This window comes from Planctomicrobium aquicomposti (assembly GCF_051466325.1).
In the GTDB taxonomy this organism is placed as follows: domain Bacteria; phylum Planctomycetota; class Planctomycetia; order Planctomycetales; family Planctomycetaceae; genus Planctomicrobium.
In genome coordinates this window covers 5,203,359-5,215,884 of record NZ_CP195792.1, presented here as the reverse complement: position 1 = coordinate 5,215,884, position 12,526 = coordinate 5,203,359, and the positions used below count along the sequence as shown (strand labels likewise).

General features: G+C 59.1%; 12 protein-coding genes. 8 read left to right on the top strand and 4 right to left on the bottom strand.

Annotated elements, in window-relative coordinates; genetic code table 11:
• Positions 1-757: 757 nt before the first annotated feature.
• The 3 genes from SH664x_RS20095 to SH664x_RS20085 form a co-directional block, all read right to left on the bottom strand.
• Positions 758-1,066, bottom strand: a complete 309-nt coding sequence (locus SH664x_RS20095) for an HU family DNA-binding protein (RefSeq protein WP_437203917.1) — start codon at positions 1,064-1,066, stop codon at positions 758-760.
• A gap of 466 nt (positions 1,067-1,532) precedes the next feature.
• Positions 1,533-2,144: an adenylyl-sulfate kinase gene (cysC, locus tag SH664x_RS20090; RefSeq protein WP_437203915.1), complete on the bottom strand. Its 612-nt coding sequence runs from the start codon at positions 2,142-2,144 to the stop codon at positions 1,533-1,535.
• A gap of 295 nt (positions 2,145-2,439) precedes the next feature.
• Positions 2,440-3,996: a hypothetical protein gene (locus SH664x_RS20085; RefSeq protein ID WP_437203914.1), complete on the bottom strand. Its 1,557-nt coding sequence runs from the start codon at positions 3,994-3,996 to the stop codon at positions 2,440-2,442.
• A gap of 164 nt (positions 3,997-4,160) precedes the next feature.
• On the opposite strand from SH664x_RS20085, the gene SH664x_RS20080 reads away from it, so the two are divergent.
• From SH664x_RS20080 to SH664x_RS20045, 8 genes are all read left to right on the top strand, one after another.
• Positions 4,161-4,679, top strand: coding sequence for an N-acetyltransferase family protein (locus SH664x_RS20080; RefSeq protein WP_437203911.1), 519 nt, complete (start codon positions 4,161-4,163; stop codon positions 4,677-4,679).
• Between the two features lie 237 nt (positions 4,680-4,916).
• A complete protein-coding gene (locus SH664x_RS20075; protein WP_437203909.1) occupies positions 4,917-5,855 on the top strand; it encodes a PstS family phosphate ABC transporter substrate-binding protein in 939 nt (312 codons plus the stop codon).
• Positions 5,856-5,879: 24 nt separating this feature from the next.
• Positions 5,880-6,821, top strand: coding sequence for a phosphate ABC transporter permease subunit PstC (gene pstC, locus SH664x_RS20070; RefSeq protein ID WP_437203906.1), 942 nt, complete (start codon positions 5,880-5,882; stop codon positions 6,819-6,821).
• Entirely contained in the window at positions 6,818-7,873 is a 1,056-nt protein-coding gene (gene pstA, locus SH664x_RS20065; protein WP_437203905.1) for a phosphate ABC transporter permease PstA, read from the top strand. Before pstC ends, pstA begins: the two co-directional genes overlap by 4 nt.
• Before the next feature lie 17 nt (positions 7,874-7,890).
• Entirely contained in the window at positions 7,891-8,721 is an 831-nt protein-coding gene (gene pstB, locus SH664x_RS20060; protein ID WP_437203903.1) for a phosphate ABC transporter ATP-binding protein PstB, read from the top strand.
• Positions 8,722-8,834: 113 nt separating this feature from the next.
• Positions 8,835-9,518 carry a phosphate signaling complex protein PhoU gene (gene phoU, locus SH664x_RS20055; RefSeq protein ID WP_437203901.1) on the top strand — a complete coding sequence of 228 codons (684 nt, stop codon included), beginning with the start codon at positions 8,835-8,837 and terminating at the stop codon, positions 9,516-9,518.
• Entirely contained in the window at positions 9,515-10,231 is a 717-nt protein-coding gene (locus SH664x_RS20050) for a response regulator (protein ID WP_437203899.1), read from the top strand. Before phoU ends, SH664x_RS20050 begins: the two co-directional genes overlap by 4 nt.
• 164 nt (positions 10,232-10,395) lie before the next feature.
• Positions 10,396-11,313, top strand: a complete 918-nt coding sequence (locus SH664x_RS20045) for a DNA-methyltransferase (protein ID WP_437203897.1) — start codon at positions 10,396-10,398, stop codon at positions 11,311-11,313.
• 119 nt (positions 11,314-11,432) lie between these two features.
• On the opposite strand, the gene SH664x_RS20040 is transcribed toward SH664x_RS20045, so the two are convergent.
• Positions 11,433-12,080, bottom strand: coding sequence for a hypothetical protein (locus tag SH664x_RS20040; protein ID WP_437203896.1), 648 nt, complete (start codon positions 12,078-12,080; stop codon positions 11,433-11,435).
• Between the last annotated feature and the right edge of the window lie 446 nt (positions 12,081-12,526).

Genomic DNA, 12,526 nt, shown 5'->3' with positions numbered 1-12,526 from the left:
CGCCGCTCCCGCTGCCTCGGTCGGTCCGTACTTTCATCGTCCACACATGACGAAAGCAGACACGTCCAACGACGGTAATGCGACACAGCGTCAGCACTCCGTTGCTGCCCCCACAGGAACAGTCACAGGCTAGCGCGGTTTACGGCGATGGTTTTCGCTGAAAAAAATCGCGTCGAAGATGACGGGATTTTGGATAGACAACACACACACTCAACGGGCGTGATCCTACTACCAAGGGGGCGTGAGTCAATTGTAAACGAACCATGAACTTGCCCCCCTGCGCGGTCGCGGGCGGGATCGTCTTGCAGAATCGGGGATTGCGTCATGAAAGAAATTTTCACCCCGATCCCGTAATGTCTACAAGCTGTCGATGATCGTTACCAGCGCTTCTCTCCCCAGCATCAGCCCAGTCGTTTGACTTCACAAGGCAGGCGAAAATGCCGGCAGCGGTTGCGCAGGGCGTGAACTCCGCAACGCTCGTTTCGGCAGGTAAAATGCAGGACGCCGCGTGGATGAGCAGAAGAGGCAAGATTCGCCTAACGGTGCTGAAGCGGCGCATCATCGGCATTGTGCGCAGGAGATCGGGCGCTGTTTGTTCCGCCGTTGTTCGTCGTGGAGTCGACTCGGGCTGCGGTTCAGGGGCGGTGGTTCAGGCGAGAGCTGTTGGGGCAGAACCGCGCATGAAAAAACCCCGGTCAATCGACCAGGGTCATGTTCGCGGGCGCTGGCGTGATGGGACGCCGGTGCGAAGAGGAAATCAGACCATTTCCTTCAGTTTCTTGAGGGCGGTCACCTTGACCACGCGACGTGCTGGCTTGGCAGGGATCATGATCTTCTCGCCAGTGCGAGGATTGATACCTGGCTTGGCAGGCTGCTTCTTGCGGGTCTTGATGGCGATCTTCATCAGGCCGGGAATCGTGAAGATGCCAGGACCCTTCTTTCCGAGATTCTCTTCGATCAGAGCTTCGAGCTTTTCCAGAACTTCGGAGACGTCCTTCTTCGACAGGTTCGTCCGCTCGGAGAGTTCGTTCAGAATCTGGGTTTTGGTCAGCGGCTTGTCAGCCATCGTGGCTCCTTTCAAATGGCTCGGCAAAGATATTGCAGATGGCGAATTGCTGGCTAAGTAGAATCCGGACTGCAGAGGTTGTCAATTGCCCACCACGGACAAACTTGGCAAAAAGGCACATTTTTCTAGGGAATTATGCCATCATTCCCCACTGCGCTGACCGCGCAGATGCGAATTGGCGCGCTGTCGGGAATGCTCGTCAGGAGCGCGCTGCGCGGACTGACGCCTCCCGTCAAAGCAAGGGATTCGCAAAGAGTGACCCGGCAGTTGGCGTGGCATGGTCAGGGTGGATGGCGCGAATGTTGTCGGCGAAGCGGGGGCGCTGTTCGATTGATGGGGCCCTTAACGTGAATGACGCAGCGCCCCCGGAAGAGCGCTGCGTCATGTGTGGTCGATCAGAGTGAGCGGAAGAGCTGTCCCTCTCGGGGCTGGTCAGTCCGCCACACCTGGGTTCCTGTTTCGCGGGTTACAGCGACAGGTAACCCTTGTCCTTCAGGAAGGCGATCACTTCGTCGGCCAGTTCGTCGATTCCCTTGGTGTTGGAGTCGAGGACCAGTTCCGGGTTGGTCGGAGGTTCGTACGGATCGTCAATTCCGGTGAAGCCCTTCAGCTCGCCAGCACGTGCCTTCTTGTACAAACCCTTCGGGTCCCGCTTTTCGCAGGTTTCCAACGAAGCATCGACAAGCACTTCCACGAATTCGCCAGGAGCCATCAGGGCCCGCACGGCATCGCGGTCGGCACGGTAAGGAGAAATGAACGCCGTCACGGTGATCACGCCGGCGTCGGCGAACAGCTTGGACACTTCGCCGATGCGACGGATGTTTTCCGCGCGGTCTTCTGCCGAGAAGCCGAGGTTCTTGTTCAACCCCATGCGGATGTTGTCACCGTCGAGAATGTATGTGTGCTTGCCCAGTTCGTTGAGCTTGTGGTCCACGGTGTTGGCCACGGTGCTCTTGCCGGAAGCGCTCAGTCCGGTGAACCACAGGACACAGCCCTTATGACCGTTCAGCTTTCTGCGGTCTGCTGTGGAAACGCGATGTGCGTGCCAGTGAACGTTCGTTGCCTTTTGTTCCGCCATGATGCATCCGTTCTTCGATCTGTCTGAAACCTGGAAAACCGGCCCATCCTAGGGAAACCTGTGAGACGTGCAATGGAAACCGAGCGGAAATGGGATTCCGGGGTGGCGGTCCCGGCGGTTCAGGGCGACCCGTGTTGCGTCCGCGGAATCTTTGTCCCTGTTTCTGTAGGCGATGCCTTCAGCGGACCCACAACACATCCTGGTCCGAATTCCGACAGGCGTGTGTCGTGCGGACCACGCCGCGATTCCCGGGGGACGGACGGTCGCGATCGACTGAGGGAACTTCCTTCCCGCTTCAATAGGCGATCTGTGCAAACGTCTTGAACAGGAATGCTTTACCGGTCTCCAGACCTCGCCATTCTGTCGCCCAGCGCTGCATGTCGACTCCCACAATGATCCCTCTGCCCAGGAGCAGGCGATTACCCATGTACAGCGAATGATTCAGGGTGCGTCCCCCCTGAGGGACATCGGCGTTGCGGGGATCATCTACCGAGTACCCGAAGGAGGTCTGGTACCAGGGGACGGGCTGGGTCACGAGTTCCAGCCAACCGCCCGTGGTCGAAATGGTCTGCCCCGTCACCGGGTTGATCCCCTGTGCGATTCCTCCGCGGAAGTCGTCAAGATTGGCTCCGTGGAAGAACTCGGACCGAAAGGTCAGCCAGGACGTGAGTGGCACCTGCAAGTCGGTTCCGTAGGCCCAGGTTTCCCAGCTGTTGAGTCCGTTTACAGGTGTGCTGGTCTTTTGAAGCCCCCACACTCCCCAGAATCCGCCGAGCATTCTTTTACCTTCAACCCAGCTGGGGGCGACAAATCCGATCCGCCCCTCGTAGCCCGGGACACCGGAATACTCGTTGTCCCGGATGCCGTCCCGGTCCTGGTCCAGGCTGTTGATCGCATTGAGCAGGGCGAGGCCGTTCTGGACCTGCAGGCGATAGCCGTCCCCAAAGTCGTGATCCCAGAGTGCCTTGACCTGTGGTCGCCGGTCGCCGGTGTTGCCGTTGTTCCATTGGAGGGTGTTGTCGTTGATCGACGGGATGAGAGGGGAAGCCAGGTCCCAGTCCTGGCCCACGAGGAAAGTCCAGTCTCCGTAGGTCAATTGCCCGTACGCCAGTCGCAATCGCAGCAGGGGGCGCGATTCGGGGTTCGCGGGAGTTGATGTGAGAAAGTCGATTTCCGTGCGGGCACTGGCGAGAGCGCCGTCCAGAGATTTCACCGGCAGGCTGTAGTATTCGAGTCCGACACGGGTCAGCCGGGCGTAGAGGCTGTAATTGGTCTGATTCGGGTCGACCGGCTGGGTCGCTCCAGGGAGGAGGTAGGAGGAGTCCCCCGGCAGGACGAAGAACGGGCTTTGGATGTTGTTGAACAGGTGAGAGGCAAAGTCGAGATCGCCCCGGGCGTAGCCGTAAGGCCGAAGAATACCGCCGCTTCGCAAGCGGACGGTCAGGTTTTGCTCGATCGCCTCGTGGAGGGAGTTGCCGTGCTCGATGATCTTGGGGACCGGGGGAAATCCCCCCATCCCGGCGGCAGGTGGATACCACGCAAAAGGGACGGGTGGTTCCAGGCTGGAAAGAGTCATTCCCTGCTGGTCATTGAAGAGCACCAGTGGGGGCATCTCGTTCGCTGTGCCAAAAACAGACATGGCAGTTAAGGCGGAGCGAGTCGTCGGTTCTGGAGGAGAGTCTGTCTCAGGGGCGGGTGGGGGATCCGGATCAAGCAGGGAGCCCGGCTCCAGTGTCGAAGGGGGTGGGGTTCCCAGGCGGGCAGGCAGGTGGTGGTCCGTTTCGTGAGCCCAGGTGGTCGCTGACAGGGACCACAGGCACACAGTGATTCTCAGCAGGCTCGTCCAGTTCATGATGCGGCAGGCTTGAGTGAAATGCGACGGTGTCCTTAAGTTGGGGGCTGTTTTTGTCGGGTTGCCCCTCCAGTTTTTTCAATCGGCAAATTTTCTCCCGGAGCCAACCGATTCTCCGGGCGAGATTTCGGTTCCCAATTTTCAGACTCCGACCCTTTTTGCTCATGTCACGACCTCTGGATGTTGTTGTCAGGCTCGCAGATCTGAATGACCCGGAACAGGCGCGGGCCATTGTCGAGATCGTGAATGCTTACGCGCAGGAGCCGCATGGGGGTGGTCAGCGGCTCCCGGACGAGGTCTGTGAGCGGATGGTCCCCGGGATTCGGGAGACACCGGGGGCGTTCGTGCTGCTGGCGTGGGATCAGGCAGTCGTGATCGGAGCGGCGATCTGTTTTCGCGGGTTTTCCACATTCTCTTCGCGGCCGCTGGTCAACGTGCACGATCTCTCCGTGCTGAAAGCGTATCGGGGGCAGGGGGTTGGGACTCGGTTACTGGAGGCGGTGGAGGAGCAGACTCGGAGTCTGGGGGGAACGAAAGTCACGCTGGAAGTTCGTCTGGCCAATCCTGATGCCGAACGTCTCTACCGCAGGCTGGGTTATGGAGACCCGAGTGGCTTTGCCACGCGTTTTCTCGACAAGCCTCTTTCAGAGGCTGGCAATCGAGCGGCGAAGCCTGCGATTTAGGAGAGAGACGGGGGCCGGCCTCGCTCTCGCAGAACCGGCATTGTCGGCTGAACTTGTGACTCTATAGGGTCTTACGGATCAAATGTGGTGGCCATCGTCTCGGCGCGGGAGGGGAAGAGTCGGGCCTCTTCATCAACTCTTAACAATTGTTCGTTGGCATCCTTCACCGAACTTGCCTACGGTTTACCGTGAGAATGATCGGGAAGAGCAAGACTGGTGAAGGGGGAAGGTGTTTTCATGCGGCTGAACTGCCTCAGTTTCTGCGCGGCGGTCTGCCTCCTGTGGGCCGGTTGTGGTGGCTCTGGACCCGCTCCTGTGGTCATGATTGACGGCTCCAGCACGGTTGCTCCCATTACCTCTGCCATCGCTGAAGAGTTCTCTCACACTCATCCCCGGGTTCGCGTTCCTGTGGGAACCTCCGGGACCGGGGGAGGCTTCAAGAAGTTCAGTCACGGCGAGATCGACATCTGCAATGCGTCGCGACCGATCTCGGCTGCGGAAGCGGCCGCCTGTGAAAAGAACGGTGTCGGGTATCTGGAGTTGAAGGTCGCACTCGACGGTCTGACGGTTGCGGTCAATCCGCAAAACGACTGGATGAAATCGATTTCGATCGCCGAGCTCAAAAAGATCTGGGAACCGGGAAGCACCATCCGGAAATGGTCGGAAATCAACAGCCAGTATCCGGATCAGCCGCTGAAACTGTTCGGTCCGGATACCGATTCGGGGACGTTTGACTACTTCACCGAAGCGGTCTGCCACAAATCCAAGGCGTCACGCAGCGACTATCAGCAAAGCGCGGACGATAACTTCCTGGTGACCGGAGTTGCGGGAGACAAGTTCGCCCTCGGCTATTTCGGTTACGCGTACTACATCGAGAACAAGGGAAAGGTGACGGCGGTTGCGGTTTCCGATGAGGGGGAGGCTGTCACTCCGACGCAGGAAACGATTGAAAATGGCCGCTACAAGCCGCTGTCGCGTCCCCTCTATGTCTACGTCTCGACAGAGGCGCTGCGACGGCCCCTCACTGTTGAGTTTCTGAAATATTATCTCTCCCCGGAGGGACGCGCCCTGATTCCGGAAGTCGGTTATATTCCGCTGGCAGAGGAGGACTACGCCCACCAGATCAAAGCTCTGGAGGCCGCCATCCCCACCTCGCCGTCTACTCCCTCTCCCTGACAGCCCGCAGCACGGAACGTCTGATTGTCTTTGCGCAAGCAATACACTGTCTCCAGATTCAAAGAGCAGGTCATTGAATTCCTGCTGAGAGTCTGTGCGCTGGTCTCCATCGCCACGACGCTGGGGATCATTTTTGTGCTGTTCTCGGAGTCGGTGTACTCGTTCACGGGGGAACCGGCCTTTTTTCAGCGGGTCTCTTTCAGGGAGTTCTTCTTCGGCACGATCTGGGCGCCGCAGTTTGCCGATCAGCACTTCGGAGTATTGCCCCTCCTGTGCGGCACGTTGCTTGTTGCCGGAATCGCAGCCCTGACGGGCCTGCCGGTGGGAATGCTGGCTGCCATCTACCTCAGCGAGTACGCGTCTCCCCGGGTCCGGCGGAATGTCAAACCGTTCCTCGAAATCCTCGCGGGGATTCCGACCGTGGTGTACGGCTACTTCGCGCTGGAGTTCATCACCCCGTATCTGCTGCGTCCGGTCTTTCAGGACTTCTTCGGGCTGAACGTGGACGGCTTCAATGCGCTGAGTGCGGGGCTCGTGGTCGGTATCATGATCATCCCGATGGTCTGTTCCCTCAGTGAAGATGCTCTGCGGGCGGTTCCCCGCAGCCTGCGCGAAGCGGGTTATGCTCTTGGTTCCACCAAGTACGATGTCTGCCTGCGGGTCGTGGTGCCTGCCGCCACATCGGGGATCATTGCTTCGTTCCTCCTCGCCATTTCCCGCGCCATCGGCGAGACGATGGCGGTGGTGATCGCCGCCGGACAAAGTCCCGTGCTGACACTCAATCCGCTCCGATCAATCCAGACGATGACCGCCTTCATGGTGAATATCAGTCTGGGGGATACGCCGGCCGGTTCGATCGAATACAAAAGCCTGTACGCCGTCGGACTCACGCTGTTCTGCATGACGCTGGTGATGAACATCGTCTCGCAACGGGTCATGCAGCGCTTCCGGGAGGTGTACCAGTGAGTCTCCCTCCTGCGGCAGCTCCTCGTGTTGAACCTCCTTCGGCACCGCGCCCCCTGAGCGACGGAAAGCCCGAGAATCATTTCTTTGGCCGGCTTTGTCGTGCGGCGACCTGGTCCAGCGTGGTACTGCTGGGTGTCCTGCTGATTGCGGTGACCAAAGATGCCTGGGGGGCACTCGACTGGCAGTTTCTGACGAGTTTCGATTCCCGCAAGCCGGCCGCAGCCGGGATTCTGGCGGGGATTCTCGGAACCGGCTGGGTGATTCTGCTGACGATTCTCTTCGCGGTTCCGGTCGGAGTCGGTGCGGCGGTTTATCTGGAAGAGTATGCCGCGGACAACTGGCTGAACCGGTTGATCCGGATCAATCTGGCCAACCTCGCCGGCGTCCCTTCGATTGTCTATGGGATTCTGGGACTGACGGTCTTCGCCCGGATGTTCGGCTTCTTTGGTCCGCAGGGAACTCTGCAGCGGCTGACAGGAGTCACGATTGAAGGCTTCTTCTGGATCTCTGCCAGCGAGACCTATCTGATTCCGCTGCCGTTCGGCCGGGTGGTGATCTCCGGTGCGTTGACGCTGGCTCTGTTGATTCTGCCGGTCATTATCATTGCGTCGCAGGAGGCGCTGCGGGCGATTCCCCCCTCGTTACGTCATGCTTCGCTGGCGCTGGGAGCGACGCGCTGGCAGACAATTCGTCACCAGATTCTTCCGGCAGCCTTGCCGGGAATCATGACCGGCATCATCCTCGCGGTCTCCCGGGCGATCGGCGAAAGTGCTCCGCTGGTGATGCTGGGAGCGATGACCTTCGTGAACTTCGCCCCGGGGTACATCGACAGCCTGTCATCGCTGGTGCAGCATCCGGATGACCTGCTGCGGGTGCCCTTCGACACGTTTACCGTGATTCCGATTCAAATCTTCAACTGGGTCCGTCAATCGAATCCGCAGTTCAAGTTGGTCGCCTCAGCCGGTATTGTGGTGCTGTTGGCCATTCTGCTGATGTTGAACGGCCTGGCAATCTATATCCGCAACCGGTTCGGTAAACATCTGCGCTGGTAAACCGTTCAAGATCCATCATGCCCAATTCGGCATCTTCCTTTACAGGTCTGGTCAAACGCTCTTCGAGCAACGGAGAGCCCGTCAAAGAGACGCGCGCCACCAAGATTGAGGCGCGGCATCTCAACTTCTACTACGGTGACAATCAGGCCCTGTTCGATATTTCCATTGCGATTCCCGAACGGGCGGTGACCGCCTTTATCGGTCCCAGCGGCTGTGGCAAGAGCACGTTCCTGCGGACAATGAACCGCATGAATGACATCATCGACGGCACGCGGCATTCCGGGGAACTGTTGCTGGAAAATCAGAACATCTACGCCCCGGATGTCAATGTCGTCTCGCTCCGCAAGCGGGTCGGCATGGTCTTTCAGAAGTCGACTCCGTTTCCCAAGTCGATCTTCGACAACATCGCTTACGGCCCGCGGATTGCCGGACTGAATGATCGCGAAAAGCTCGCGCACATTGTGGAGACCTCGCTGCAGAGGGCCGCACTTTGGAAAGAAGTGCAGAACCGGCTGAAAGACTCGGCGATGGCTCTTTCGGGGGGGCAGCAGCAGCGGTTGTGCATTGCCCGCGCTCTGGCGACCGATCCGGAAGTGCTGCTGATGGACGAACCGGCATCGGCTCTCGATCCGGCCAGTACCGCCCGCATCGAAGACCTGATCTTCGAACTGAAAGAGAACTACACGATCGTGATCGTCACCCACAACATGCAGCAGGCTGCGCGGGTCAGTGACTTCACCGCGTTCTTTTATGAAGGCAAGCTGATCGAGGTGGGGGACACCGATTCCCTGTTCACCAATCCCCAGGAAAAGAAAACGCAGGATTACATCACCGGCCGCTTCGGCTGAAACATCGGCCGGTGTGGCCGGAACGACAGGTCGCTCGCTCCGGTCCCGGGTTGACGCGACAAGACTGATGCCCGGCTGTCGGCTCAGACAGCTTAGAGAGAAACGAGAAGCTCATGTCTGTTCACATGCAAAATGATCTGGCGGAACTGCATCGGGACCTGTTGTCGATGTGCGCCCGCGTCGAAGACATGATTCACCGGGCGGTGGCCGAGCTCTCCGCGCCGGACTACGAAGAGACCCGCAAGCTGATCGCTGAAGACATCGAGATCGACCGCTGGGACGTGCGGATTGAAGATGCCTGTCTGAAAATTCTGGCCCTCTATCAGCCCGTGGCGATCGACCTGCGCCGCATTACGACCGTGATGAAAATTTCGGGTGAACTGGAGCGGGTGGCGGATCTGGCGGTGAACATCGCCGAGCGCGCCAGCAGCCTGCTCAGCGTCCCTCAGATTACAGTGCCTGATCAGCTCAAGGAAATGGCGGAACGTTCCGTCGACATGCTGCACCGCAGTATCGACGCCTATGTCGATCTCAATAACGACCTGGCCCGTCAGGTCTGCCGCGATGACGATGCCATCGATGAAATGAATCGGGGCCTCATCAACCAGCTGATCGAGTATATGCACCGCTCACCGGAGCACCTGGATGCGCTGATGCATCTGTTTTCCGCAGTCCGTCATGTCGAACGGGTCGCGGATCATGCCACGAATATTGCTGAAGATGTCGTGTACCTCGTGGAAGGGCGAATCATTCGCCACATCCGCAAGTTCGAACAGTCCGAACAGACGACGCAATGAACAAACCCCGGATACTGATTGTCGAAGACGATCCTGCCATCCTCGAGGGACTCGTCTACAACTTCCAGCGAGAAAACTTTGATGTGGCCACAGCGGCCGATGGCCGCGAGGCGCTGCGGAAGTGTCAGCAGCACCCCCCCGATATCGTGCTGCTGGATCTGATGATCCCCCCGCCCGATGGCCTGCAGGTCTGCCGGCAGCTGCGGAGTGATCCCAAAACGAAAAACATTCGGATTCTGATTCTGACCGCCAAGGGGGAAGAGACCGATGAAATCGTCGGTTTCAACATGGGGGCGGATGATTATGTGGCCAAGCCGTTTCGCGTGAAGCCACTGGTGGAGCGGGTGAAGGCGCTGCTGCGGCGTCCACAGGTCGACGAGGAACAGCAGGAACTGGTCATCGACGGCATTGAGATCAATCAGACCAGTCATCTGGTCAGGCTCAACGGAGAAGAACTTCCGTTGACTCCAACGGAGTTCCGCCTGCTCTGGACGCTGGCCCGTCAGCCGGGCAGAACGTTCAGCCGCAACGAGTTGCTCGACTGCTGCCGCGGTGAAGATGCCAATTCGATGCAGCGGACGATCGATGTTCACATTCGCGCACTTCGGAAGAAGCTGGGTGATCGTGCCGACCGTGTCGAAACCATTCGCGGGATCGGCTATCGCTACAAGCCCTCGCGCGGTCCGCTGACATTCGGTCCGCGCGAGTCCTGATTCGGCGGGAACTGCGAAGCAGTACAGAATCGGCCTGCCCCCCCGTGCGAGTTGAATGAATGTCGGGCGGGGCACCGCCAGGAAACTGGCGCTTGGGGGCCTCATGATCTACTATGTGACGAATGCCCCCCGCCCCCCCTCGACCGACCAGGGATGGAAACGACATGACCTTACCGCTCAATACGATTCATCATCTGGACTGCGTGACGGGAATGAACTCGCTGCCGGCGGAGAGTGTGGATCTGGTGTTCGCAGATCCCCCGTTCAATATTGGTTATGAGTACGACGTCTATCAGGATGCGAAAGAGTCGGAGCATTACCTGGGCTGGTCACGGGACTGGATCTCCGCCGTGCACCGTGTGCTGAAACCGGATGGAACGTTCTGGCTGGCGATCGGCGATGAGTATGCCGCCGAATTGAAGATCGAAAGTCAGAAGGTCGGCTTTCATTGCCGCAGCTGGGTGGTCTGGTACTACACATTCGGGGTGAATTGTGCGCAGAAGTTCAGCCGGTCGCATGCCCATCTGTTTTACTTCGTGAAAGATCCAGCCCGGTTTACATTTCGTGCTGACGAACTGGAGAATCGCATCCCCTCCGCGCGACAGCTCGTCTACAACGACAAGCGGGCCAATCCCAAAGGTCGATTGCCGGACGATACCTGGATTCTGCGTCCACAGGATATTGCCGAAAAATTCAGCTCCTCGGAAGACACCTGGTACTTTCCCCGTGTGGCCGGTACGTTCAAAGAGCGGGCCGGCTTCCACGGCTGTCAAATGCCTGAGCAGTTGCTGGGGCGGATCATCCGGATCTGCTCGCAGCCCGGTGAGACGGTGCTCGATCCCTTCTCGGGAAGTGCGACGACTCTGGCGGTGGCGCGCAAGCTGGGGCGGGAGTACGTCGGGTTCGACCTCTCACCCGATTATGTCCGCTTCGGACTGGAGCGGTTGGCGGGAATTCAGCCGGGGGATGCACTCGAAGGAGCCCCTGAGCCGACAATGAGTGCTCCGAGTACGCAACTGGCGGTCGCTTCGATTGAACCGCGTCGACCCCGCGCCCGCCGCAAACCGGCTTCGGCGAAATAGAATCGTCTCGCCCTCGATCGGCTCCTCATGCGCGCCAGACGTGCACTCCTGCATTCTTCGGGCGATGCCCGTTACGGAGCGCCGCAAGAGCTCTCGCTGTGGGGAGGGCTCGGGGCGGATCAACCGGGGTGACAACACTTCGTGACATTCAGCAGCCAGCGCAGCTGATCGGTTTCGACGCGGGTTAATAATCCCTGAGCGGAATCCAGAATTCCTTCCGAGACGTACCAGCGTCCGAGGGCCTCGAACAGGCACTCCGCAGCGTCACGGGTCAGACCGTACTTCCGTTTGAGCGGGACTGCGGCATCGGGGGGGATGTCCTGAAACTGGCTGATCAGCAGGAAGAGTCCTTCCTGTGCGTGCTGCAGGTGATGCTTCTGCAAGGCGTCGGCATACTGCAAGTCGAGTAACCGCTCGCAGGGGGCCGGTCCGCGGGCGAGGAGTCGCCGGGCGATCTCCGGCTCGGTGCGGATCATCCGAGCTGCCGTTTCACAGGTGGCGTAGAGCACACTCTCTTCCAGCAGCGTGGCCCGATGGGGAATGATGTCCTGATGCCGTTTCCAGGTGGAGAGCAGGATATCGAGCTGAACCTGCACCGGGACATTCTTCAGGAACGGGACTTCCGTCAGATAGCCGAAGTTCCGCTCGTGATTGAGGTCCAACTGGTGTGCCAGCTCCAGTCGTTCTCGCGTGTCGAGGCACGCCAGCCGAAATGCGACATAGGTCAGTTCACTACGGGGGAGCGGTGATGATGCGAGAACGAGCATTCCCGCCAGCTTGGCAAAGGATGTTCCCCTTCCACAACAGTCGATTTTCCAGCGGACGCGGTTTTTCTCAGCTCCTGTCATGGCAAGAGGTTACAAGTTTCCTGCCTGTTGCGGATTGCCTGCCGGAAAAATCTTGCCTGTTCCCTAAACGCAACATGCCTGGGAACAGTTTCAAAAAAACATCACGAACGCGTCCCGTTTTTGCATCACCGGGCATTTTCAGGCACCTTGCCGATTGGCGAATTCTCCAGGACGGCGAGCGCTATAATGGGGAAGACGCCTGAGAGAGGCTCAAGCGGCGTGCGGTCGCCCCCGCGGTGCCGGGCACATCCCGGGATTCTCCCTGCTTGAACAGCCCGACAGGCGTTGATATGTTGCAGGAGGCCGGGCTAGCCGCCTCGCAGGGATTGCGTGGTAACAAAGCGTTTTGCGGTGAGGACTTCGGG